Raw genomic sequence first — 25,379 nt, 5'->3', positions numbered from 1 at the left:
GGTCAATAGGCGCTCGCCGGCCCGTCGTGGGTCAGCAATTGCTGGAACTGATCCGCAGAGACGGCGTGGGAGATCAGGAAACCCTGGACCTGAGTGCAGTCGATCTTACGCAACAGCGCAAGTTCTTGCGCGGTTTCTACACCTTCGGCGACCACAATCAAGCCCAATTGACGCCCGAGGCTGACGATGCTGGTGAGTGCCTGGGCCAGTTCTTCGTTGGTGTTGCAGCCCTGTACCAGGGCGCGGTCGATCTTTACCTCGGTGAACGGCGCCGAAACCAGGTTCATGTACGAGCTGTAGCCCTTGCCGAAATCGTCCTGGGACAGGCCGAACCCCTTGATGCGCAAGCGGCAGGCGCCGGCGTAGAAATTACTGATATCGTCGGGCACCGAGCATTCCATCAGCTCGAAACAGATACGTGCCGGCAACCCCTGGTGTTCCAGCACGAACGCCAGAATGCGGTCGGGCAGGTCGTGGCTGTTGAGCAGGTGCGTGGGCAGGTTGATGGACACCGGGATGTCATAGCCTTGTTGGCGCCATACGGCTTGGGCGGCCATCGCTTGTTTGAGCACGCACCACAACAGGCGTTCTTCCAGGTGGCAGGCAATCAAGGCCGGCAGGAACACACCCGGCAGTAACAGGCCATGCTCGGGGTGAACCCAGCGCACTAACGCTTCAGCCGCAACGATGCGACCATTGCTCAGGGCTTTCTTGGGTTGGAACCAGGCTTGCAGTTCGCCGTTGACCAGGGCATTCGTCAGGCTTTGGCAATCAATGCCGGGCTGCGCCTCTGCCGGTACGACCTGACGCAGCGCCAGCAATTGATCGGTCAGGCAGCGCAAGGCGGCAGCATTCACCGGCTTGGAGATCAGCCCGATCACCTTTACTTGCAGGTTGCTCGCCACCAGGCTCGCGCCCATCAGCATGCGCCGTGAGGCGGCACTCATGATCGCCAGGGCCGGGCGCGACGGTTGTGCGGCCAGGCCCTGGATAAATTGCACGCCGTCCATGCCCGGCATCAGTAGGTCGGTAAGCACCAGGTCGAAGTCACGTTGTTTCAGACACGCCAGCGCCTCTTCGCCGTCCCTGGCGCACACCAGGTCGAAATCACCCAACTCGCTGAACAGGTTCTGCAGATACAGGTGCTGAAAGGGATGGTCTTCAACGATCAAAATGCTACAGGGTTTCATGGGTAGCTCGTGCGTAGGGAGCCAGGGCAGTGAACAAGGCTCGCAGTGTGAAGGGTTTGACCAGGCAGTGATTCATGCCGGCCGCCAGGCACAAGGCATCTTCACCGCGCAGGGCGTTGGCGGTTGCGCCGATGATCGGGGTGTTGCAGCCAAGGCGCCGCAGGGCTTCGGCCAGTTCGTAGCCATTGAGCTTGGGCATGTTGACGTCAGTGAGGACGATGTCGAAGGCGCCTTCGTGCCAGCGGGACAAGGCCTCTTCGCCATCGCCGGCCAGCTCTACGGTGCAACCGAGCTCTTCAAGCTGGTCGCGCAGGATCAACTGGTTGATGACGTTGTCTTCGGCCACCAGGATATGCAGGTGCAAGGGGTGCAGGTCGCGCCGCTCGCAACGCGCCTGGGACGGTGCGGCCTGGCCGTTCTGGGCGTGTCGAACCGCCTGGTGGATTGCGTTCAGGTCGTTGAGGTTGACCTGCCAGCCATCGCCGGTGAACTGCGGTTCGTGGGCACCATCGCTGCTGGCGAATACCCGTGGGCCGTGCCAGGAGGTGTCCAGGCTGCGCTCTACCAGTTCGAGCAGTACCGCGGGTGCGGCCAGCTCGGCGCTGGACGGCGGGCCAACCTGCGCACGGGCGCCCCAGCGGCGCAGCCAGCCGCAGAGGCTGTCGGCCAGTTCGCGTACAGGCGAGAGCACATACACCACCTCCTGTGCCAACAGCGGCAGCAGCGACGGCGCGAGGCCAGCGGGTTGCTCCAGCGGCACGGTCAGGGAAAAGCTGCTGCCCAGCCCCGGCTCGCTGACCATGCGCAGGGTGCCGTTCATCAAGTGGGTCAGGCGCAGGCAAATGGGCAGGCCGAGACCGGTGCCGGCGATCACATGGGGGTTGCCTTCGGTCTGGTAGAAAGGCTCGAAGATCAGCGCCTGGTCTTCCTGGGCGATGCCTTTGCCAGTGTCCGAGACTTGCCATTGCAGGCACGCCCGTTCGCCTTCACAGCTGAGCTTTTTGACCCGCAGTACTACGCGCCCGGAGTCGGTGAACTTGACCGCATTGCTCAGCAGGTTGTTGAGGATCTGGCGCAAGCGGCTGGCATCGCCGATCAGGCGCAGCGGCAGTTGCGGGTCGAGGCACGCATACAGCTGCAAACCCTTGCTCTGTGCGGCGGCGGCGTAACCCTGCACCACTTCCTGCACCAGGCTGGGCACACAAAACTCGCTCAACTCCAGGGCCAGTTGGCCGGCTTCGATCTTTGACACGTCGAGCACATCGCAAATCAGTTGCAGCAGCGTCGCCGAGGAACCTTCGATGGCATGCAGGTAGCTTTTCTGCTGGGCATCCAGGCGGGTGCGGGCGAGCAGTTCCAGGGTGCCGAGCACGCCATACAGCGGCGTGCGGATTTCGTGGCTCATGGTCGCCAGGAACAGCGTCTTGGCTTCGTTGGCGGCATCGGCGGATTGGCGTGCCTGTTCCAGCGCCGCTTCGATCTGGGTGCGTGCGCTGATGTCGCTGAAGGCGCAGAGCAACACGTCTTCCCCCTTGTAGCGGGTAGGTGCGCAGCTCAGGTACAGGTGACGACCATCGGCAGCCTCGAAGTAGTCGGTGAGGCTGGGGGCGTCGGGGTCGAAGGCACCACGAATCCAGCCCGGCCCCAGGTGCACGCCGGCTTGGCCGAGCCATTGTTGGGCGAGGGTGTTTTCCAGCACCACTTCGCCGTCCGTGCGCCGCAGCACGCACAGGGCCACCGGGGCGGTCTGGATCACATCGCGGCTGAACAGCTCGCTTTCCACCAGCGCCTGGATGCGGTGGATGGCGGGGGTGATGAAGCGGTGTTCCAGGCGCCGGGTCAGCAGGCACACCAGGCTGATGGTCAGCAGGCAGAACAGCAGGGCGCCGAGCATCTGCGGCCATAGCGCCCAAAGGACGGCACGCAGGTCGATGGAGTAGGTGAGCTGCCAGTCCGAAGACTTCAGCTGTTTGCGCAACACCAATTGCTCGGGCAGCCAGCCGTCGCCGACAAAACCGAAGAAGTCCTGCTGGCGCAGGTGCGGCAGGTATTGCCCGGGCGGCGGGTTACGGCTGTTGCTGAATAGAGGCATACCTTGGGCGTTGAACATGGTGAACTTGCCAGCACTGTGGTCGCTCAACGCCTTGGAGACTTCGCGGTCATCCATTTCCAGGCCGAGCCAACCGGAGTTCAGGTCGCGTTCATCCAGGCGGATAAAGATATACAGCTGCGAGTGGCCGTCGTCGGTGTGGGTCAGCCAGAGTTCCTGCAGGGTTTTCTGCTGCTTGAGCGCATTGAGTTGCGCCAGCATGGACGCGGGAAAATCGGCGGCCGCGGGCCCCGCATCGTACAGCCGCAGTACCTGGGCATCGGTGCCGACGTACAGCAGGTTGAGCTGCTTGGCCTTCAGGAAGTCGCGCATGCGCTGGGTCAGCCAGATGCTCCATTGCTTACCCGGGATTTTGCCGAGCAACAGGCGGATTTCCTCATCGTTCACCGGCAGGTTCAATTCGGCCTTGCGTGTGGCCGACAGGCTGAGGCTTTCCAGCAGGGCTTCACGGGTGGTGAAAAAGGTATGGGCCTCGGCGATGGCGCTGCTCATGTAGCTGCGCCGCTGGGAGATTTCGTTGTTGAACGTAAACAGCAGGAAGCTGTACACGCCGCCCAGCATGCCCACCAGCAGCACCAGCGCAAAAATCCGCAGCAGCCGGCGTGCGGCATGGGGTGTGGACAGGACGGGGCTGATCTGGTGGAGATAGTTCTTTAATCGCATCCCGGCACTCTAGGCGTGGCCGGGTTTAGGAAAAATCAGACGATCCTTAGTTTGCTACAGGTAGTTCACGATAAAGGTGACTTCGGTGTTGGCGCTGCCAGCCTCGACGTTGCCGGTGGGCAAGCGGTAATACGAGGCCGACAAGGGGATCTTGAAGTTGGCGCCCGTGGTGGTGAAACCGCTGAAGGTGTAGGTCGTATCAAACGCGATGGGTTGCCCAGCATCATCCATCAATTGCAGGCCGATGCCTTTGGCCGTGGAGCCGCCATTGAGCGCGACGACACCTTTTGCCGCGTCGATGACGGAGGTGGTGGCCTTGAGCGAATAGGTGACTTTATTGATACCGGTCTGGCACTGGTTCAAGCCGATGTTGAAGCGAATGGTGCGAGGGGTTGCGCCTGCGTCGCGAAACTCCCAGAGCTGATAGTCGTCGCCCATGGCGACGGGGACGGAAGGGGTCTGGCAGGAGGCGGCGTTCAGCACCAGGGGGTTGGTGAGGTTGTACTTGCTGATGATCAGATCGTCAGCTTGCAAGTTGCCCAGGTTGCCGGCAGCGACCTTGACCTGTGGAGACAGCGGGCCTGACTTGACGATTTCCAGGCGTACCGAGCCTGGGGAGATGCCGTAATTGTCTGGCTTGAGCGTGAAAGGCCTTTTCTCATAGCGGCTCAGTGCGTCGATCCAGATCCGGAATGAAAGCCCGGTCTTGCCGATAGGGTAGGTCGAGCCGCTGGTGACCGAGCCCAGTGCAGGGTTCATCACCAGGCCGTATTGCGAAGCGCCCGTGCATTTCCATTCGTTTCGAACCGATTGCACGGTGTCCTGGTAAATCACAGTGCCGTCGGGTGTGTCAGCGGGAACCGTCAGGCTGCCATTGGCCAGGCTCGCGCCGAAATTAAGGGTTTCGTTGGTGTTGGTGGTGACGGTGCAATTAGCCGCAAAGGCCGCTTGCGCACCCGCCAGGCTGATTGCCGCGAGGCAGGCAAGCTGTTTCAAAGAGGTCATGGAAAGGTCGCTATCGACTGGCCAAGGGACTACGCAGATTACTGAGCGAAGGCGTCGCAACCCATCAGGTAATCCTTAGAAACCCACCATTCATCCGCCAATTACCAAGCAAGCTAATAATTTCTTTTGACATTCGCTGCCTAGGCAGTAACATCTTGTCATACATTCACTGCCTAGGCAGTAATAAGGTGACTTCCGATGCCCCACTTCACCCCTGACAGCTTTCGCAACTGCCACCTCGGCCTGCTCCTTGGCCGGGCGGCGCTGCTCAAGGACCGCATTATCGACACCCATATGGAGCCGTACGGCGTCACCGCCGCGCAGTTCAAGGTGTTGATCATCATTGCCCAGTTCGACGTGGACACCCCGGCAGAGCTGTGCCGCCACCTGTCCCTGGACAGCGGTTCCATGACCCGCATGCTCGACCGCCTGGAACAGAAAGGCTTGCTCGCGCGCCAGCGTTCCGAGCAGGACCGGCGCCAAGTGCGCTTGGTGCTCACCGAAGACGGCCAGCGCCTGGCCGACATGCTGCCGCACATCGGCGCCCAGTCGATGAACGAGTTGGCCGGCGCCCTGGAGCCCGGCGAGCTGCAGACCCTGGAGCGCATCCTCAAGAAAATTCTGGTAGCTGCCGGTGACGCCATCGTCATCCAGCGGGTAGGTAATCAATGAACACACGTGCACTCAGCCTGGTGCTGGTGGCCATGAGCATGGCCGGTTGCGCCAACTACAGCGGCCTCGACACCCAAGGCAAACGCCTCGACGCCGGCACTTTGCAAACGGGTAAGACCTTGAGCGACGTGACCCTGTCGAGTGCCGCCTGGCCCAGCGCCGATTGGTGGAAAAGCCTCGGCGACCCGCAACTCGACGGCCTGATCCAGGAAGCCCTGCAAAACAGCCCGGACATGCAAGTGGCCAGCGCCCGTGCCCATCAGGCCGAAGCCGCCGCCTACGCCGCCGACGCGGCGCGTATGCCAACCCTGGATGCCAGCGCCGGTGTGACCCGCTCGCGCCTGGCCAAGGACCAGGACCCACGCGGGCAGGGCGATGCCTACTCGACCGTGCGCAATATTGGCGCCAGCTTCAACTACACCTTCGACCTCTGGGGCGGCCAGCGTGCGGCCTGGGAAGCCGCGTTGGGCGAGGCGCGTGCCGCCCAGGTCGACCAGCAGGCCGCGCGCCTGACCCTGGCCGCCAACGTGGCCAAGGCTTACAGCGACCTGGGCCAGGCCCATATCGTGCGCGACCTGGCCAATGACGACCTCAAGCGCACCCGGCAGATGCTCGACCTGGGCAAGCGCCGGCTGAACTCGGGCATCGACAGCCAATACCAGTACCAGCAGACCGAAAGCCTGGAAGCCAGCTCGCAGTCGCAATTGATCGACGCGGAAAAACAGCTGAAAAGCGCCAAGATCGCCCTGGCCGTGTTGCTCGGCAAAGGCCCGGACCGTGGCAATGAATTGGCCCGGCCCACTGTGCTGAAACCCAGCGCGGTCGCCGTGCCCTCGGTGCTGCCGGCCGAGCTGCTGGGGCGGCGCCCGGACCTGATCGCCGCACGCTGGCGGGTCGAATCGGCAGGCAGGAACATCGATGCCAGCAAGACGCGCTTCTATCCCAACCTCAACCTGAGCGCGAGCGCTGGGGCCGAGTCGTTGCTGGGCGATGCGATGTTCGGGTCGGCCAGCCGCTTCTTCAACATTGCACCGACGATCTCGCTGCCGATCTTCGACGGCGGCCGCCTGCGCGCCGACCTTGATGCCCGCGACGCCGACTACGACCTGGCGGTGGCGCAGTACAACAAAACCCTGGTGCAAGCCCTGGGCGATATCGGCAACACCCTTTCGCAACTGCGCGACACCGGCCGGCAGATCCAGGCCCAGCAACATGCCGCGGACATTGCCCAGCAGTCCTACGACACCGGGGTGCAGCGCTACAGCTCCGGGATCGGTAACTACCTGGATGTGCTGAGCATCGAGCAGCAACTGCTGCAGGCCCAGCGTCAGCTGGCAACCCTGAATGCCGCGCAGATCGATCTGTCGATTCAACTGATGCAGGCCCTGGGCGGCGGCTACAGCGCCGACAACGTGGCAGCGACCACCCCAGCCACACGCACGGAATAATTTGAGGTACTTGTCATGGCCACTGCCGAAAACACCAACGCAACCGAACAACCGAAAGACAACAACCCACGCAAACGCAAAGTGATGCTGATCGGCCTGGCGCTGATCGTCATCCTCAGCGTCGTCGGCGTGTGGGCCTGGCACGAACTTTACGGGCGCTTCAGCGAAAGCACCGACGACGCCTATGTGAACGGCAACGTGGTGGAAATCACCCCGCTGGTCACGGGCACCGTGGTCAGCATCGGCGCCGACGATGGCGACCTGGTCCACGAAGGCCAGGTGCTGGTCAACTTCGACCCGAACGACGCCGCCGTCGGCCTGCAAAGTGCCCAGGCCAACCTGGCCCGCACCGTGCGCCAGGTGCGCGGCCTGTACAGCAACGTCGACGGCATGAAGGCCCAGGTCAACGCGCAGAAAGCCGACGTGCAAACCGCCCAGGACAACTTCAACCGGCGTAAAACCCTGGCCCAGGGTGGCGCGATTTCCCAGGAAGAACTGTCCCACGCCCGCGACAGCCTGACCGCCGCGAAGAACGCCCTGACCAACCTGGAGCAACAACTGAAAACCACCAACGCGCTGGTGGATGACACCGTGATCAGCTCCCACCCGGACGTGCAAGCCGCCGCCGCGCAACTGCGCCAGGCCTACCTGACCGATGCGCGCAGCACCCTGATCGCGCCGGTCACCGGCTACGTCGCCAAGCGCACCGTGCAACTGGGCCAGCGCGTGCAACCAGGCACCGCGTTGATGGCGGTGATCCCGCTGAACCAACTGTGGATCGACGCCAACTTCAAGGAGACCCAGCTGCGCGATATGCGCATCGGCCAGCCGGTGGACATCGAGTCGGACATCTATGGCAGTGACGTGAAATTCAGCGGCACCATCGATAGCCTCGGCGCGGGCACCGGCAGTGCATTTGCCTTGCTGCCGGCGCAGAACGCCACGGGTAACTGGATCAAGATCGTGCAGCGGGTACCGGTGCGCATCCACATAAACGCCACCGAGCTGGCCAAGCACCCGCTGCGGGTGGGCTTGTCGACCCAGGTCAGCGTTGACCTGCACGACCAGAGCGGCCCGGTGCTGGCGCAACAGGCGCCGCAAAAAGCCTCGTTCAGCACCAACGTGTATGACCGCCAGCTCGCCGAGGCCGATGCCATGATCACCCAGTTGATCCATGACAACAGCCTCGCCGCGCCCAAGGCTGTGCAACGCTGATGAGCAATAACGCCTCCTTCACGCCACCCAGCCTGTTGATGGCCACTATTGGCCTGTCGCTGGCGACCTTTATGCAGGTGCTCGACACCACCATCGCCAACGTGGCGTTGCCGACGATTTCCGGCAACCTTGGCGTGAGTTCGGAGCAGGGCACCTGGGTCATCACCTCGTTTGCGGTGAGCAACGCCATCGCCTTGCCGCTCACCGGCTGGCTCAGCCGCCGGTTTGGCGAGGTGAAGCTGTTCCTGTGGGCGACCATCCTGTTTGTGTTGGCGTCGTTCCTCTGTGGTATTTCCACGTCGATGCCCGAGCTGATCGCCTTCCGGGTCCTGCAAGGCCTGGTCGCGGGGCCGTTGTACCCGATGACCCAGACCTTGCTGATCGCGGTCTACCCGCCGGCGAGGCGCGGCATGGCCCTGGCGTTGCTGGCGATGGTCACGGTGGTGGCGCCGATTGCAGGGCCGATCCTCGGTGGCTGGATCACCGACAGCTACAGCTGGCCGTGGATCTTCTTTATCAACGTGCCGATCGGCATCTTTGCAGTGATGGTGGTGCGTTCGCAGCTGAAGAAACGCCCGGTGGTCACCAGCCACCAACCGATGGATTACGTTGGGTTGCTCAGCTTGATCGTCGGTGTGGGCGCCTTGCAGATCATCCTCGACAAGGGCAATGACCTGGACTGGTTCGAATCCAACTTCATCATCATCGGCGCGGCGATTTCGGTGATTGCCCTGGCGGTGTTCATCATTTGGGAGCTCACCGACAAACACCCGGTGGTCAACCTGAAGCTGTTCGCGCACCGCAACTTCCGCATCGGCACCATCGTGTTGATCCTCGGTTATGCGGGCTTCTTCGGGATCAACCTGATCCTGCCGCAATGGCTGCAAACCCAGATGGGCTACACCGCCACCTGGGCCGGCCTGGCGGTGGCGCCGATCGGCATCCTGCCGGTGTTGATGTCGCCGTTCGTGGGCAAGTACGCGCACAAGTTCGACCTGCGTCTGCTGGCGGGCCTGGCGTTCCTGGCAATTGGCTTGAGCTGCTTCATGCGGGCGGGCTTTACCAATGAGGTGGACTTCCAGCACATCGCCCTGGTGCAGCTGTTCATGGGCATCGGCGTGGCGCTGTTCTTTATGCCGACCTTGAGCATCCTCATGTCCGACCTGCCGCCGCACCAGATCGCCGACGGCGCCGGCCTGGCGACCTTCCTGCGGACCCTGGGCGGCAGCTTCGCGGCGTCGCTGACCACCTGGATCTGGATTCGCCGCGCAGACCAGCACCATGCCTACATGAGTGAAAACATGACCACCTACGACTCGGCCACACGCAATGCGCTGGATGCCTTGGGCGGGGCAGGGCAGAAAGCCTACACGCAGCTGGACCAGATCCTCACCAGCCAGGCATACATGATGTCCACCGTGGATTACTTCACGTTGCTGGGGTGGATGTTCATGGGGTTGATGCTGTTGGTGTGGCTGGCGAAGCCGCCGTTTACGGCGAAGGCGGGGCCGGCGGCTTCCGGGCACTGATCCACGAAATGTGGAATGCAATCCCCTGTGGGAGCTGGCTTGCCTGCGAAGACGGTGGTTCAGTCGATGCCTTGGTTGACTGACACACCGCCTTCGCGAGCAAGCCCGCACAGTTGGATCTGTGTTCACATCGGCAACCGACGCTATAGGTTGGGAAGTGCCCTGCTTTTAAAGAGGACCTTTCCGACATTATTCGCCGATAACAAATCTTTACTCTCTGGACTTTCGCACCGTCCAGGGATGACAAGGTATGAATACGAGCGTACTGCCGAGCGCTTTCTTTGATCACAGCCGACACAGGCTCAGGGTCTACGGTGTCGATCCGTTGCTCGACGTGCTGGCTTTTCGCGGCGAAGAGCAGCTGAGCCTTCCCTTCAAGTACCACATCGAATTCACCTGCACCGAGCGCGATCTGGCGGTCGACCGAGTGCTGGGCAAACCCGCAACTTTCAGCCTTTTTTCCTTGCCGCCCAAGCCTGTCCTGGTTTGGCAGCCACCTCCAAAAAACAAGCCACTTCGCACCCTGACCGGCGTTGTCACCGGCTTCAAACGCCTGTCTGGTTCCAGTGATGAAGGCCGCTACGAAATCATCCTCGAACCACGTTTGGCGCTGCTGGCGCAGGGCAAGCAATTTCGCATTTACCAGCAGCAATCCGTGCCGCAGATCGTTGAGTACATCCTGCGTAGCCGTCACGGTTTTGAAGGGCAAGATTTTTACTTCCAACTGCTGCGCGACTACCCCAGGCGCGAGCAGGTCATGCAGTACGACGAAAGTGATCTGGCCTTTATTTCACGGCTGCTGGCCGACGTTGGCATCTGGTATCGCTTCGTTCGCGATGAGCGATTGAATCTTGATGTCGTGGAGTTTCACGATCACCAGCGTTACTACCAGTTCGACGTCGAGTTGCCCTATCGACCGCCCTCCGGGCTTAGCAGCGATCAGGACTGTGTGTGGAAACTGCAAACCCACCATCAGGTTGTAGAGCAACACGTCAACGTTCGCGCTTATCAATACCGGGATGCCAATGCGTGTCTCGACGGCGACATCGACCAGACCCGTGGTGCCACCACCACTTATGGCGAGGCATACCACTATGCCGAACCCTACAGCGTGCTCGGGAACAGGCTGGATACCGACGAGGACCTGCCCACCGAAAGCGGCTACAGCTACGCGCGCCTGCGGCATGAACGCTACCTCAATAACCAGACCCGGCTCAGCGGGCTTAGCACCAGTGCAACGCTGGCGCCAGGCCAGGTACTGACCATTACCGGCGGCGCGCCCAAGGCGTTCATGCCCAGGGTGGTGATCACCCAACTGACAACCCGTGCTGCCCGCGATCGCAGCCTTGAGGTCAGCTTCGGCGCCATCCCCTATTCGGAAACCGTGTGTTACCGACCGCCGTTGCAACCCAAGCCAAGTATCGCCGGCACCGTCCCGGCTCGTGTCTCCAACCCGGGGGTGAACGACCCTTACGCGCATATCGACCTGGAGGGGCGCTACAAGGTCAATTTCCTGTTTGATCGCGACACTTGGACGCGCGGCGAGGAAAGCCTCTGGCTGCGCCTGGCCCGGCCTTATGCGGGGGATACTCACGGCTTGCACCTGCCACTGATCGCGGGCACCGAAGTGGCCGTGGCGTTCGAGCAAGGTGACCCAGACCGCCCTTATATTGCCCACGCCCTGCACGACAGCGCACGCCCTGATCACGTCACCCTGCGCAACTACAAACGCAATGTGTTGCGCACGCCGGCCAATAACAAATTGCGCATGGATGATACCCGGGGTGAGGAGCACATCAAGCTCAGCACCGAATACAGCGGCAAGAGCCAGCTAAACCTCGGTCATATCGTAGATGCCGCAAAGAAAAAACGCGGCGAGGGGTTCGAACTGCGCACTGACGGCTGGGGCGCGATGCGGGCCGCAAAAGGCCTGCTGATCAGTGCGGATCAACAGAGCAAAGCCTCTGGCGCGGTCTTGGCGATGGACCCGGCCACGCAGCTGATACAGGGAGCTGCGCAGCAAATGGCCGACTGGCAGACCATCGCCCAGGCCCACCGAAGCCCTCAACCGTCCATCAACGGTTTACAGCAGTTGCAGGCTGACGCAAAAGACCTGGCAGCCCCGGCCATCCTGCTCAGCGCTCCCCAAGGTATTGGCGCGGTTACGCCGTCCAGCCTGCTGCTCAAAAGCGGCGACGCGCTGTACCTGCAAAGCCACGACGACATCCATCTAGCCGCCGCCCAGCAACTCTCGGCTCACGCCAACAGAGGCATTTCCCTGCTCGCTCAGCAACACGGCATGCGCCTGGTTTCGGGCAAGGGGCCGCTGGAAATCGAGTCCCACGGTGATTTGCTCAATTTGATCGCACAGCAGGACATCAGCGTGCAGTCGGTGCAGGGGCAAGTGCACCTGACCGCCAGGAACGGCATCACCCTGGGGTGTGGTGGCGGTTACCTGCGGATCCACCCGAGTGGCGCAATCGACATCCACAGCCCCGGCAAGTTGCTCCTCAAGGGGCAGCATGTGTGGGAGCAGCCTGCGGGCCAGAGCTTTGCGTTGCGTGAGTTGCCGCAGTCGGTGTGTGAGGACTGCCTCAAGAGAGCACGCGCAAAGGCCATCACCCTTTTGATGCGTGAAGGTTGATCAGGAGAGAGTGAAATGTCAGCACCTATCCCATGGCAGGACCAGGTCGAACACGTATGTGCCACCGCCGGTGTGCACTCTGTAGATCTGTTGTTTGATCAGGCTGCCTGGCACACCGACCTTATCGGGGCGCTGGAGCAAATAAGGCCAGCGATCCCCTGGTTTTCACTGTTCACGGGAACCCCCGAGGAACACATGCTGGACCAGGCCCCCCTATTGATGCGCCTGGACTTGACCCATTGGCGGCATAAAGCCTGGCTGGAGGAACTACTGACTCACGGCGCAGCCGACGCACGCGTGTTGGTGGTGATCTCGCCGCTGGCCTTTGAAACCCTGAGTCACGCGCTGCGAGCACTTTCGCAAATCCGCTGGGGCGGTAAAGCCGGACTGTTGCGTTACTACGACCCGCGCAGCTTTCCCTTATTGATGTCTTCGATTTTTACCGACCAACAACGCACTGAGTTTCGGCAACTGGCTTTTTTTTGGGGCTGGTTTGATCGCGATGAGCAAATGCAGTGGCTCAAGGGACATGCATTGGGTGGAAAGAGCGCCGTTCACGTTTCACCTTTTCTGGAATTGAGCGACGAACAGTTCGAGTTGATGGGGTGTATCAGCGATGCGCAGGAATTAATGAACAGCGGAGAGTTTTATCAAGCACTTGGAGGCCGGGAGCAGCGTTTTTCTTTGTTCTACTCATTAGCCTTGAAGGCCAGTCGGGAAAATTATTTTGGTGATTTTCATGAGTATGTAAGGAGCAGGTTATGAGGTTGAAGCGTTGCTTGCTTTGCTTGGGTTTTGTGGGGGGCGGCCTGGCGGCTTTAATGTTGTTGGGGTGTGCGTTTACCGAAAATAAGATGGTAGCCGGGAATATAGCCGCGATTAATCATGTTGAAGGTACTGCGATTAATTGGTTTTCGGTGAATGGCTATAGAGCGCACGGCGGAGGAGGGAGTTCGTGTTGCATTATTTTGCCGGTTAGGTGGCGGCCGGGGTTGAAGGTGGATGTTGAATGGGAAGTCGACTTGGATCCTTATGCTTATTCGAAGTGGCCGCCGTTGGGGAGTGATGGCTATAGAGCTGAACAAGTTAAGCATAAAGCCAAATATCGGCGTTACAGTGCTACGGTGGATCTTCCGGAATGGCCAGAAAGAAAATTATGTAGTCTGAATGTTCATTTTTTGACTTGTGAGCGAGTGGCGGTGACGACCTCGTGCTCGACATATGGCCAGCCTGATTATCCTGTCAAAGAGCCCAGGCATGCAAAGGAGCCAGTTGTATGTGCGAAGTGACGCGTTTCATGATTAATTTTTTTAGGGGGCAGAGTTTGTTTTTCTCGTTGCTGAGGTCGGTAGTGTGTTTTATTGGAAAGATAAGCGCGGTTTTGAAATGCCTGTGTGGGTTATTGGTTCTTACATTGTTGGGGTGTACGTTCGCTGAAAATAAAATGGTGGCCGGGAATATAGCAGCGATTAATCATGTTGAAGGTACTGCGATTAATTGGTTTTCGGTGAATGGCTATAGGGCGCACGGCGGAGGAGGGAGTTCGTGTTGCATCATTATGCCAGTTAAGTGGCGACCGGGGTTGAAGATGGATATTGAGTGGGAGGTTGATCCGAACAGCGATGTTGCTACGCCTCCGATAGGAACGAATGAGTTCAAAGCCTTTATGGTCAAGCATAAATCCAATTACCGACGTTACAGCGCAGTCGTTGATGTTCCGGAGTGGCCAGAAAGAAAATTGTGTAGTCTGAATGTTCATTTTTTGACTTGTAAGCGAGTGGAAGTGACGACCTCGTGCTGGGTGTACGGTCATCCAAGTTATCCCATCCAAGAACCACTTGATATGAAGGAGCCAGCTGTATGCCCCAATTAGAACATAACTCAAAGTATAACGTTTTTGGTCCGACTCATTAGTCTTGGCGGCCAGTCGAGAAAATTATATTGGTAATTTGAGTGAGTGTGTAAGGAGCAGGTTATGAGCCTGAAGAGATGCTTGCTTTGCTTTGGTTTTATGGGGGGCGGCCTGGCGACTTTAGTGTTGTTGGGGTGTGCGTTTACAGAAAATAAAATGGTGGCCGGGAATATAGCAGCGATCAATCATGTTGAAGGTACTGCGATTAATTGGTTTTCGGTGAATGGCTATAGAGCGCACGGCGGAGGAGGGAGTTCGTGTTGCATCATTATGCCAGTTAAGTGGCGGCCGGGGTTGGAAGTGGAGGTTGAGTGGGAGGTTGATCCTAATTCGTCCGCAGAAATGCCATCTGTTACGTCGAATAAGTTTCACGAGGTTTATGCAAGGCACGCTGAGAGCTACAGGGTTTATAGAGCTGTTGTTGCCATTCCGGAGTGGCCTGAAAAAAAATCTTGCAGTCTGAATGTTCATTTTTTGACCTGTAATCGCGTGGAGGTGACGACCTCGTGCTGGGTATATGGTCACCCAAGCTATCCGATCCAAGAACCACTTGATATGCAGGAGCCAGCTGTATGCCCGAATTAAAAAATAACTCAAAAGATAACGCTTTTGGTCCACCTGTTTTTCCTCTCGGTGGTCGATTGCCAACTGACGCGGTAAGGGTAAGCGAGAACTATAATAAGCAGATGGCTGAAGAGAGGTATTTTTGCCGGCAGCGCGATTCCCAAGGAAGAAGCCAACGTTTTGAATGTTGCCACAGCTTGCACGTAAGTTTGTTTTTCGATGGAACCAATAATAACGAAAATAACGACACTCAAAAGGATCACCCTAGCAATATTGCTAAACTTTTTCATGCATCGCTTCAAGGTCCAAAGGCCCAAAAGAGCGGCTATTACTCTTACTACATGCCCGGTGTTGGCACTCCATTTCCGGAAGTAGGCGAGTTGGATTACAGCGAGAAGGGGTTGAAGTACGCCACCGGTGGAGAGGATCGCATCAACTGGGCGTTGGTCTCCATCGCTGATGCGTTGCATTGGGCGTTGACCAGGAATCGATTGTTGCAGGATGACTGTGCAGAAGCGGTCACCAAAATGAGCACGTGGCCTACGCCCTTGATGAGTACCCTTGGCCCAAGCAATCGTCGCTCCGTAATGACCAGCCTGCTTGCCCCTTTGAAAGCCCGCGTGCCGGTAGCGCAGCCCAAGGTTCTGGGAATCAAACTCTTCGTATACGGTTTCTCCCGAGGCGCCGCAGAGGCCCGCACTTTTGTCTCTTGGCTAAGCCAGCTATTCGACACCCCAGAAGGCGCTGAGCGCCCCGAACAAAGCCTGATTGGTCTGCCAATCAGCGTCGAGTTTCTCGGCCTGCTGGATACCGTGGCCTCGGTCGGCATCGCTCACGCCGCGCCGTTTTTTGCAGGGCATATGGATTGGGCCGATAACACTCAGTTATTGCCCGACGCCCAACGTTTCCCTGATCTGGTCAAGTGCTGCCGCCATTTCGTCGCGGGATTCGAACAGCGCTCGTGTTTCCCGCTGGATTCGATACGCAATGAAGATGGCAAGTACCCAGCCAACACCATCGAAGTGGTCTACCCCGGTGTTCATTCCGATGTGGGGGGCGGCTACCCAAAAAATGATCAGGGCAAGGCACGCGGTGGTACCAATGAACTAGTTTCACAGATCGCCTTGCACGACCTGTATGCCGAAGCCTTCGCTGCGGGCGCACCGTTGCAGGTTCCGGAGCAGGCATTGCCTGAAAGCTTGCAGCGCAACGAGTCTTGGCGGAGGTTGGGGCCGGACACAAAAGAGGAGTTCGATATCAGCCCCCTCGTTATCGAACGCTTCAACGCCTGGCGCCAAACCCTCCCAGGCATCCCTTCCGACCCACCCACCGCCACTCCCCCCTGGTCCTACCAACCTATCCAGCTCACCACTACCGTCGAAGACACCCTGGCCGACCAACTGGGCTGGATCACTGGCTGGCGCATCGGCCGTTTTGCCAACGACAGCTACAAACACCAACCCTTTTTCACTCAAGCCCACGAGACCACGGCCTACGATGAGGGCCAGCAACGCGAACACTATGAAGCGTTGATAAGCGGTCTAAAAAAAGACCGTCAACAAGCCCCCGAGGCCGCCAAAAATTATCCCGGCCCGCCCATCTACGAACCGAAGATCGACCAGACCCAACTGAGTCAGGCCGCTGCCGAGTTCAAGGCCGACTACACCGGCAGCAAACGCGAACAAACCAGCTTGAAGGGCTACGTGCTGGACGTGGTGCTGCGCGACGCGATCTACCTGCTCAACGAAGATGACGAAGCCAAGGACCACGCCGCACTCAAGGCGGCGGGCGAGCGACGTTGCAAACAGTTGTTCCGGGATGACCGAGGTACGCCCAGTACGGAAGAAAATATGGCCCTGCTGGTCGCGCTGTTCGACGACCAAATCCACGATTCCCGCGCCTGGTTTATGCACGACGCATTGAAAACCCGTGAGCTGTGGGCCGGTTATTTTTTCTACCGCATGACCTATTTTGGCAATGAAAACAGCCGCGAGCTTTCCCCGGTGGTGGTGGCGGGGCGGATGCTGGGTGTGGCGATGGTGGTTGGGGCCACGGTGTATGGCATCAAGCGAAAAAATGCCCTGGGTGGCCTTGCCGCCGGTATCGGCGGCGCGACCATCGGTTATCAGGTCATCGACAAGGCCACGGGCCTGGTGGTGCCTTTCCTGCCGGGGGCCGAGCAAATCCTCAAGCCAACCGCGCACATCGGTTTGGTGGCCGCCGAGCTGAAAACTCAAATCGCCCAGGAGGATCTGGCCGAGCGCCTGGAACGCACCACTGCCATGTTGCGCGCGGCGGGCAGCTTGTTTGAGATCGACGGGGAGGTGGCCTGATGTTGCCTTTAGTGCGTGTCGGTGATCCTTTGCAGCCCTTTGGCGGCGAGGTGTTGCAAGGTCATTTCCTGGCCTTCGGCAAACCGGTGGCCTGCCTGGGCGACCCCGTCCGCTGTAAAAAGCACGGTTTGAACAAAATCAGTGAAGGCACTGCGGGTTCCACGATGGACGGCAAACCTGTGGCGCTGCACGGGCATCGGTGTGAGTGCGGCTGTCGTTTGGTGAGCACCCTTGCGACCTCATCGATGGGGGTGTCGCCATGACTCGGCCGCCGCTGTATCCGCAGGTTATTGCGCCGAGAGCACCCCATTGGCGAGGCTGGTGGCTGGCATTGCTGGTGCTCTTGAGCGTGCAGGCGGCAGCCCTGTTTGCGCTCTGGCCCGAAGGCCAGCCTCAGGTAGAACTGTGGTTATGGAGTGCAGTGCTGCCATTGAGTTGGGCGTTGGTATTGGCGCTGCGTGTATTGATTTGGCAGATCGCTCAGTTCCAGACGGATGTGTACCGCCGCACCCGTGATGGCGACCTGCAGCGCTGGTGGCGGCGGCGTGGTTTGGGGTTGCCGGTGCAACAGGTGTTGTTGCTCGGGCCGGTGGGCGACGAGCAGGCGCAGTACCGCGGGCTGATGGCCGCCACGCCCGTCCCGAAACCGTCGCTGATACCGGGGGCGACGCAGCCTGCGCTACGGTGTCGATTGTCACTGAGCAATCTCACCGAACGCGGCCCTGCCTTGGCCCGCCACCTTGCCCGGTTGACCCTTGCACTTCCTGAGTTATCTGCGCGCTGGCCAAGGTTGTGCGGCGTTGCCTGGGCGGGTGATACGGGCAGCGAGCGCGCGTTCACTCAACAGTTGGCCAAGGCCGGCGTGAGGCTGCCCGATACCCGCGTGCCATTGGCCGATCTGGCCGACCTCGATGCGCTGATTGAAGGCTTTTACCCGCGCTGCCAGGAGGCGGGGGATTGGTTCTTGTGTGCCGGCGTGGTGTCTTTGGAACGCGCCGAAGACCCTGAGCTGCCAGGCGAAGCGGGCTTTCTGTGGGTAGTGGATCGGCAAGCCAGGCAGCTGTTGCATCGGGGTGAGTATCTATTGAGCGAGGCGCATGAGTCGCCCGCTCAACTGTGCGCGCAGGTGCAATGTTATGCCGGCCTTGATGGGCCGCCACCCAGCTGTTTGGCATTGGATACAACCAGCCAGCTAACGTTTGCGCAGGGAGGCTGGTGCGCAGCCGAGCACCAACTGAGCATGCATTGGGGCCTGCTGGGGAACCTGGCGCCTTTCATCGGTATGTCGCTGGCGCTGTTGCAGGCGAAGGTGGCAGCTCAGCCCTGCGGCTGGTTGAGTCAGGACGCCGAGAAGCGACTGGCGATTGGAGTGGTGGTACCTCATGGCAATCATTAAGGGTGGACGTAAGGCCTCTTTGGTCGGCGTGGGGTTGGGTTATCTGGTGGTCGCGTGGTTGCTGGTCATGCTCGGCTGCTTGCTCTACGCATTGTGCAGCGACTATTTCGCTTGGCCAGCGCTGGCGCTCAAGGATCTGGCACTACGAGGCCTGTTCATCGGGCTCGCGCTTTGCTGGTTTTGCCCGCTGATTGTATTGGCTTGGGACCGTGTTGCGGTTGGCTGGGCAACGGGGTTGGTGGTGACAGTGGCTGAGCCCTGGGGTGCTTTTCCGAGTCCTGTCGAGCCTGAAGAAAAACCGTGGCTGGAGGCGCTACGCAAGTCTCTTCGCACACAGCACGGCTACTTCTGGCGCAGCAAAGTCCGCTTGTTTTTAGTGTTTGGCGAACCGGATCAGATCAGCGCTATCGCCCCTGGCTTGACACCACAGAACTGGCTGGAAGGGCAAGACACGGTGTTGTTATGGGGTGGCAGTGTCCATTCCGGGCTGGACGAGGCAGCCCTTGCACAGTGGCGCGAGTTGAGCCGCTGGCGTGCGCTGGATGCTGTGGTCTGGGCGCTGAGCAGTGAGCAAAGCCTCGATGATGTCGCAATGGGTGAGGGTGTTCGGCATTTTTGCGAACTGTCCCGTGGGCTGCGCTGGCAGATCCCTCTGCACCTGTGGCAAGTCTGCGCCAGCCAATGGCCGCAGGCCCAGCGCAGGGTCGAGCCGGTTGGCAGTGTGTTGCCGACGAAGCTGACCGTCGTCGCCCTGCAAGCGTGCTTGCAAGGCTTGATCGAGCCCCTGCGTCAGGCAGGTCTGGCACAGATGCATGATCAGACTACCCATGATTTCCTGCTCCGGCTGTCTCGCGATTTGCAGGCCGAAGGCATTACCCGTTGGCGCCAGGCGCTCGCGCCGTTGCTGGGCCAGTCCGCCCGTGGAGTACCTCTGCGTGGCGTGTGGTTCAGCCTGCCGGTGCAGCATGAGCAGACGGGCCATTATTGGCCGGCGGACCCCGCCTGGAACGGCGTACTGGCGGACAAGCCCGTACGGCGTCGAGTGGGCTGGAGCGCCGCTCGCGTGGGTTACGCCGTGACGGTGATGCTGATGCTGGTCTGGGCAATGGGCTTGTGGCTGTCCTTCGCCAGTAACCGCGCGCAGGTCGCTCAAGTACACGCGTCGCTCGCTGCGCTGCAGCAATCGGCTCAAGGCGACCAGCAATTTCAGGCCCTCAACGAGCTGACTCGCGTCCTCGCCCGGCTGGACTACCGCGCCGAGCACGGCACGCCGTGGTATCAACGTTTTGGCTTGAACCAGAACCAAGCCTTGCTTGAAGCCCTTTGGCCGCACTACGTCGAAAGCAATAACCGATTGATGCGCGACCCGGCGGTCGAGAATTTGCAACGCCAACTCGACACGTTGATCAACCTTGCACCGGACAGCACGGACCGCGCCCGCTACGCCCGTGTTGCCTACGATCAACTCAAGGCTTACCTGATGATGGCCCGCCCGGAAAAAACCGATTCTGTCTTCCTGGCCAAGACCTTGAGCGAGGCTGAGCCACTGCGCGCCGGTTTGTCACCCGGTATTTGGCAGAGCCTGTCGCCGACGCTTTGGCAGTTCTACAGCGTGCAGTTGGCTGTACATCCCGAGTGGCGCATCGCGGCTGACTGGCAGCGGGTCGCTCAGGTCCGGCAGGTCTTGCTAGGCCAGTTGGGTCGACGCAACGCCGAAGCCAGCCTGTACCAACAGGTGCTCGATGCCGCCGCCAATCATTCGCCGGACTTGAGCCTGCACCAGATGGTCGCCGATACCGATGCATTGGCACTGTTTTCCACCGACGCCAGGGTCGCGGGGGTGTTCACCCGCCAAGCCTGGGAGGGCCATGTGCGCCAGGCCATTGACGATATTGCCAGCGCCCGACGCGAGGAAATCGACTGGGTGCTCAGCGACAAGCCCATCGATGTTGATCCCGATCTGACGCCAGAAAAACTGCGCGAGCGTCTTACCGAGCGCTACTTCCAGGACTATGCCCGCGCGTGGCTGGACTTCCTCAACAGTCTGCGTTGGCAGCAATCCGAACGGATGGCCGATGTCATCGACCAATTGACGTTGATGAGCGATGTGCGCCAGTCGCCATTGATTGCACTGATGAGCACGGTGGCATACCAAGCGCATGCAAGTCACCGTGGCCGCACACTTGGAGACTCTCTGATCCAGTCGGCGCAACAGTTGATCGGCCGGGACGAGACGCCGGTGACCGACGGATTGACGCATGAGCCGAGCAGCCCCCTGGATGCCACTTTCGGTCCGCTGCTTTCACTGATGAGCAACGACGACGGTAATAAGCTCTCCTTGCATGCTTTTCTCACCCAAATCACCCGCGCTCGTCTGAAACTGCAGCAAGTCAGTCACGCCCCGGACCCGCAGGCCATGACCCAGACCCTGGCGCAAACGGTCTTCCAGGGAAAAAGTATCGATCTGACCGACACCCAGTCCTACGGCAGGCTGATTGCTGCCAGCCTGGGTGCGCAGTGGGCCGGGTTCGGCGAGGCGCTGTTCGTGCGTCCAATGGACCAAGCCTGGCAGCGGGTGCTGCAACCTTCAGCGGCGAGTCTTAACCGCCAGTGGCAACGCGCGATCGTGACGCCCTGGCACAGCGCGTTTGCCAGCCGCTACCCGTTTGCCGCCACAGGCAGTGACGCCTCGTTGCCGATGTTGGGACAAATGATTCGTGCTGACTCAGGGCGGATCGAGCAGTTCTTGCAGCATCAACTGAGCGGCGTGTTGCGCAAGGAGGGCAATCGCTGGGTGGTCGATCCGTTGCATAGCCAGGGCTTGCGTTTCAATCCGCAGTTTCTGTCAGCCATCAACCAGCTCAGCAACTTGGCGGACGTGCTCTACACCGACGGTGGCATGGGGCTGAGCTTCGAGCTCCAGGGCAAGGCGGTCAGAGACGTGGTGCAAACCACCTTTGTTCTCAATGGCGAAAAACACCACTACTTCAACCAAAAAGAACGTTGGCAGCGCTTCAACTGGCCAGGCCGTAGCGATTACCCCGGGGTGAGCCTGAGCTGGACCAGTGTGCATGCCGGCGAACGTCTGTTGGGTGATTACCAAGGCATCTGGGGGCTGATCCGTTTACTGGAAAAAGCCCGCGTCACGCCATTGGACGATGGCGACAGCCTCTATCGCATGGAGCTCAAGGCGCCTGACGGTATCTACCTGACTTGGCATCTGCGCACCGAACTGGATGCAGGGCCATTGGCACTGCTCAAGCTGCGCGGTTTCACGCTGCCTTCACAGATATTTCTGGCTGATGAGTCGTAGGCACAAAACGCGAGTGTGGAATGCAAACCCCTGTGGGAGCTGGCTTGCCTGCGATAGCGGTGGTTCAGTCGATACATGAGTTGACTGCCCCCCGCTATCGCGGGCAAGCCCGCTCCCACATTTGGATCGGTGTTCACATTGGATCAGTGGTGTTTGAGGTTCAGGCGCCAGGCAGCGTCAGTTGCGGATTGACGAAATCAAACGCCGCCAACTGAAACCCTTGCTCATCCACCTGCAACGCCCAGCCCTGTTTATCCCAGTCCCCCAGCACAATGCGCTTGGCCGCTTGCTCGCCAATCTGCAACTTGTGAATGGCGGGGCGGTGGGTGTGGCCGTGGACCAGGGTGCGTACGCCGAACTGCTGCATTACCCGTGGCACTTCCTCGGGGGTGACGTCGACAATGTCGTTGGCCTTCATGCGTGTCTGTGCACGGCTTTCACTGCGCAGCTTGCGCGCCAGTTTGTGGCGGGTGCGCAGGGGTAGGTGGCGCAGGATAAACAGCACGACCGGGTTACGCAGGATACGCCGCAGCTTCATATAGCCGACGTCGCGGGTGCAGAGGCTGTCGCCGTGCATCAACAGCACCGGCTCGCCATGGAGTTGCACGACACTCGGGTCCTTGAGCAAGGTGGCACCTGCAGCTTTGCAGAACGCCTTGCCGATCAGGAAGTCGCGGTTGCCATGCATGATGAAAATCGGGGTGCCGCTGTCGCTCAGCTCGCGCAGGGCTGCGCAAATCGAGCGCTGGAAAGGGGTCATCCCATCGTCGCCAATCCAGGCTTCAAAGAAGTCCCCCAGAATGTACAACGCCTGGGCGCCACGGGCGCGGCCGTGGAGTAAATCCAGAAACGCCCGGGTTATATCCGGGCGCTCCTCTTCCAGATGCAAATCTGAAATCAGCAATATCACCCAACGATCTCGGCTTTCTCGACGATCACGTCTTCTACCGGAACGTCCTGGTGACCGGCTTTGCCAGTGGTCTGTACGCCTTTGATCTTGTCAACGACGTCCTGGCCTTCGGTGACTTTACCGAATACCGCGTAACCCCAACCCTGCACGTTCTTGCCGCTGTGGTTCAGGAAGGCGTTGTCGGCCACGTTGATGAAGAACTGCGCGGAGGCCGAATGCGGCTCCATGGTGCGGGCCATGGCGACGGTGTACTTGTCGTTGGAAAGGCCGTTGTCCGCTTCGTTCTGGATGCTTGGGCGCTTGTCTTTCTTTTCTTTCATGCCTGGCTCGAAACCGCCGCCCTGGATCATGAAGTTGCCGATGACACGGTGGAAAACGGTGTTTTCGTAGTGGCCGGCGTTTACGTACTCGATGAAGTTGGCGACGGTGATCGGCGCTTTCTCGGCGTTCAGCTCGATGACGATGTCACCGTGGTTGGTGGTCAGTTTGACTTGAGTCATGGTCGTTTCTCTTTCAAGGAATTCGTAGGTACGGACGCCCGGGCGCCTTACCGGTTTGGCGAAACTTCGGCCAAGGCGCGCAGTTTAGCGTGCCCGGCAGGAATTTCGAGGTGGTTTTTTATCGCGTTCGTCATTAAAGCAGTAATTAAAGCAGCAGTTTTGGGTCGTGGCCTGTCAGTGTCTTGACCGCTTCGGCTATTATGAGCGCTTTGTTTTATCTGGCCTCAACCGGCCACGTACCTGTCTGTTCAAGGATCCTATGAGCAAGCCCACTGTCGACCCTACCTCGAATTCCAAGGCCGGACCTGCCGTCCCGGTCAATTTCCTGCGCCCGATCATCCAAGCGGACCTGGATTCGGGCAAGCACACGCAGATCGTCACCCGTTTCCCGCCTGAGCCAAACGGCTACCTGCACATCGGTCACGCCAAGTCGATCTGTGTGAACTTCGGCCTGGCCCAGGAATTCGGTGGCGTCACGCACCTGCGTTTCGACGACACCAACCCGGCCAAGGAAGACCAGGAATACATCGACGCCATTGAAAGCGACGTGAAGTGGCTGGGCTTCGAATGGTCCGGTGAAGTGCGCTATGCCTCGCAATACTTCGACCAGTTGCACGACTGGGCCGTCGAGCTGATCAAGGTCGGCAAGGCCTACGTCGACGACCTGAGCCCGGAACAGGCCAAGGAATACCGTGGCACCCTGACCGAGCCGGGCAAGAACAGCCCGTTCCGCGACCGTTCGGTGGAAGAGAACCTGGACTGGTTCGCACGCATGCGTGCCGGTGAGTTCCCGGACGGCGCCCGCGTGCTGCGTGCCAAGATCGACATGGCCTCGCCGAACATGAACCTGCGCGACCCGATCATGTACCGCATCCGCCACGCCCATCACCACCAGACCGGTGACAAGTGGTGCATCTACCCGAACTACGACTTCACCCACGGTCAGTCGGACGCCATCGAAGGCATCACCCATTCGATCTGCACCCTGGAGTTCGAAAGCCATCGCCCATTGTACGAGTGGTTCCTGGAGCACCTGCCGGTTCCTGCGCACCCGCGCCAGTACGAGTTCAGCCGCCTGAACCTGAACTACACCATCACCAGCAAGCGCAAGCTCAAGCAACTGGTCGATGAAAAGCACGTACACGGCTGGGACGACCCACGCATGTCGACGCTGTCGGGCTTCCGCCGCCGTGGCTACACGCCGGCTTCGATCCGCAATTTCTGCGACATGGTCGGCACCAACCGTTCCGACGGCGTGGTGGACTTCGGCATGCTCGAATTCAGCATTCGCCAGGACCTCGACGCGAACGCCCCACGCGCCATGTGCGTGCTGCGTCCGCTGAAAGTCGTGATCACCAACTACCCGCAAGACAAGGTCGACCACCTCGAACTGCCGCGCCACCCGCAGAAAGAAGAACTCGGCGTGCGCAAGCTGCCGTTCGCCCGTGAAATCTACATCGACCGCGATGACTTCATGGAAGAGCCGCCAAAAGGCTACAAGCGCCTGGAGCCGAATGGCGAAGTGCGCCTGCGTGGCAGCTACGTGATCCGTGCCGACGAAGCGATCAAGGACGCCGATGGCAACATCGTCGAACTGCGTTGCTCGTACGACCCGGAAACTCTGGGCAAGAACCCGGAAGGCCGCAAGGTCAAGGGCGTGATCCACTGGGTGCCGGCCGCCGCCAGCATCGAGTGCGAAGTGCGCCTGTACGATCGCCTGTTCCGTTCGCCGAACCCTGAAAAGGCGGAAGACAGCGCCAGTTTCCTCGACAACATCAACCCTGACTCCCTGCAAGTACTCACTGGTTGTCGTGCCGAACCCTCGTTGGGCGAAGCACAGCCGGAAGACCGTTTCCAGTTCGAGCGCGAAGGTTACTTCTGCGCGGATATCAAGGACTCGAAACCAGGCGCTCCGGTATTCAACCGTACCGTGACCTTGCGTGATTCGTGGGGCCAGTGATCAGGCAGGCCTGAC

19 protein-coding genes are annotated in these 25,379 nt (G+C 59.9%); 14 read left to right on the top strand and 5 right to left on the bottom strand.

The features are described from left to right. Nucleotides 1–2 precede the first annotated feature (2 nt). The 3 genes from PSH81_RS16770 to PSH81_RS16760 are packed head-to-tail and all read right to left on the bottom strand — an operon-like array spanning nt 3 to nt 4,968. Nucleotides 3–1,190: an EAL domain-containing response regulator gene (locus tag PSH81_RS16770; RefSeq protein ID WP_305391116.1), complete on the bottom strand. Its 1,188-nt coding sequence runs from the start codon at nt 1,188–1,190 to the stop codon at nt 3–5. Beyond that, nucleotides 1,177–3,963, bottom strand: coding sequence for an ATP-binding protein (locus PSH81_RS16765; RefSeq protein ID WP_305391115.1), 2,787 nt, complete (start codon nt 3,961–3,963; stop codon nt 1,177–1,179). Before PSH81_RS16765 ends, PSH81_RS16770 begins: the two co-directional genes overlap by 14 nt. Before the next feature lie 54 nt (nt 3,964–4,017). Then, on the bottom strand, nt 4,018–4,968 hold the full coding sequence (locus PSH81_RS16760) for a fimbrial protein (RefSeq protein WP_305391114.1): 951 nt from the start codon (nt 4,966–4,968) through the stop codon (nt 4,018–4,020). Between the two features lie 198 nt (nt 4,969–5,166). Between PSH81_RS16760 and PSH81_RS16755 the strand changes: the two genes are divergently transcribed. The 13 genes from PSH81_RS16755 to PSH81_RS16695 all read left to right on the top strand — a co-directional run bounded on the left by PSH81_RS16755 (nt 5,167) and on the right by PSH81_RS16695 (nt 21,994). Further along, nucleotides 5,167–5,640 carry a MarR family winged helix-turn-helix transcriptional regulator gene (locus PSH81_RS16755; RefSeq protein WP_226456416.1) on the top strand — a complete coding sequence of 158 codons (474 nt, stop codon included), beginning with the start codon at nt 5,167–5,169 and terminating at the stop codon, nt 5,638–5,640. Continuing rightward, complete coding sequence (locus PSH81_RS16750) at nt 5,637–7,088, top strand: efflux transporter outer membrane subunit (RefSeq protein WP_305391113.1); 1,452 nt, start codon at nt 5,637–5,639, stop codon at nt 7,086–7,088. The genes PSH81_RS16755 and PSH81_RS16750 overlap by 4 nt, the downstream gene beginning before the upstream one ends. Nucleotides 7,089–7,103: 15 nt before the next feature. Further along, on the top strand, nt 7,104–8,303 hold the full coding sequence (locus PSH81_RS16745; RefSeq protein ID WP_305391112.1) for an efflux RND transporter periplasmic adaptor subunit: 1,200 nt from the start codon (nt 7,104–7,106) through the stop codon (nt 8,301–8,303). Beyond that, on the top strand, nt 8,303–9,832 hold the full coding sequence (locus PSH81_RS16740; RefSeq protein ID WP_192296608.1) for a DHA2 family efflux MFS transporter permease subunit: 1,530 nt from the start codon (nt 8,303–8,305) through the stop codon (nt 9,830–9,832). The genes PSH81_RS16745 and PSH81_RS16740 overlap by 1 nt, the downstream gene beginning before the upstream one ends. A 250-nt stretch (nt 9,833–10,082) precedes the next feature. Further along, the gene (locus PSH81_RS16735) at nt 10,083–12,476 is read left to right on the top strand and encodes a type VI secretion system Vgr family protein (RefSeq protein WP_305391111.1); all 2,394 of its coding nucleotides are present in this window, start codon (nt 10,083–10,085) and stop codon (nt 12,474–12,476) included. A 15-nt stretch (nt 12,477–12,491) separates the two neighbouring features. Further along, nucleotides 12,492–13,241 (top strand): DUF4123 domain-containing protein, encoded by a 750-nt coding sequence (locus PSH81_RS16730; protein ID WP_305391110.1) that lies wholly within the window; start codon nt 12,492–12,494, stop codon nt 13,239–13,241. A 56-nt stretch (nt 13,242–13,297) separates the two neighbouring features. Continuing rightward, complete coding sequence (locus tag PSH81_RS16725) at nt 13,298–13,765, top strand: DUF3304 domain-containing protein (RefSeq protein ID WP_305392785.1); 468 nt, start codon at nt 13,298–13,300, stop codon at nt 13,763–13,765. Next, the gene (locus tag PSH81_RS16720; protein ID WP_305391109.1) at nt 13,753–14,349 is read left to right on the top strand and encodes a DUF3304 domain-containing protein; all 597 of its coding nucleotides are present in this window, start codon (nt 13,753–13,755) and stop codon (nt 14,347–14,349) included. Before PSH81_RS16725 ends, PSH81_RS16720 begins: the two co-directional genes overlap by 13 nt. Nucleotides 14,350–14,451: 102 nt before the next feature. After that, nucleotides 14,452–14,973 (top strand): DUF3304 domain-containing protein, encoded by a 522-nt coding sequence (locus PSH81_RS16715; protein ID WP_305391108.1) that lies wholly within the window; start codon nt 14,452–14,454, stop codon nt 14,971–14,973. Next, complete coding sequence (locus PSH81_RS16710; RefSeq protein ID WP_305391107.1) at nt 14,961–17,285, top strand: DUF2235 domain-containing protein; 2,325 nt, start codon at nt 14,961–14,963, stop codon at nt 17,283–17,285. Before PSH81_RS16715 ends, PSH81_RS16710 begins: the two co-directional genes overlap by 13 nt. Further along, the gene (locus PSH81_RS16705) at nt 17,285–17,548 is read left to right on the top strand and encodes a PAAR domain-containing protein (RefSeq protein ID WP_305391106.1); all 264 of its coding nucleotides are present in this window, start codon (nt 17,285–17,287) and stop codon (nt 17,546–17,548) included. Before PSH81_RS16710 ends, PSH81_RS16705 begins: the two co-directional genes overlap by 1 nt. A gap of 140 nt (nt 17,549–17,688) precedes the next feature. Beyond that, on the top strand, nt 17,689–18,681 hold the full coding sequence (locus PSH81_RS16700) for a hypothetical protein (protein ID WP_305392784.1): 993 nt from the start codon (nt 17,689–17,691) through the stop codon (nt 18,679–18,681). Next, complete coding sequence (locus PSH81_RS16695; protein ID WP_305391105.1) at nt 18,668–21,994, top strand: ImcF-related family protein; 3,327 nt, start codon at nt 18,668–18,670, stop codon at nt 21,992–21,994. Before PSH81_RS16700 ends, PSH81_RS16695 begins: the two co-directional genes overlap by 14 nt. 160 nt (nt 21,995–22,154) lie before the next feature. Here PSH81_RS16695 and lpxH read toward each other — a convergent pair whose 3' ends face one another. Both lpxH and PSH81_RS16685 read right to left on the bottom strand, forming a co-directional pair. After that, the gene (lpxH, locus tag PSH81_RS16690) at nt 22,155–22,904 is read right to left on the bottom strand and encodes a UDP-2,3-diacylglucosamine diphosphatase (RefSeq protein WP_226456408.1); all 750 of its coding nucleotides are present in this window, start codon (nt 22,902–22,904) and stop codon (nt 22,155–22,157) included. Next, entirely contained in the window at nt 22,901–23,404 is a 504-nt protein-coding gene (locus PSH81_RS16685) for a peptidylprolyl isomerase (protein WP_010209496.1), read from the bottom strand. Before PSH81_RS16685 ends, lpxH begins: the two co-directional genes overlap by 4 nt. Before the next feature lie 259 nt (nt 23,405–23,663). Here PSH81_RS16685 and PSH81_RS16680 point away from each other — a divergent pair, with 259 nt between their 5' ends. Then, nucleotides 23,664–25,364 (top strand): glutamine--tRNA ligase/YqeY domain fusion protein, encoded by a 1,701-nt coding sequence (locus tag PSH81_RS16680; protein ID WP_305391104.1) that lies wholly within the window; start codon nt 23,664–23,666, stop codon nt 25,362–25,364. Nucleotides 25,365–25,379 lie beyond the last annotated feature (15 nt).

The organism is Pseudomonas sp. FP2335 (assembly GCF_030687535.1).
Taxonomy (GTDB): domain Bacteria; phylum Pseudomonadota; class Gammaproteobacteria; order Pseudomonadales; family Pseudomonadaceae; genus Aquipseudomonas.
Note: the sequence above shows the minus strand (reverse complement) of the source record. Positions and strands in the feature narration are given on the sequence as shown.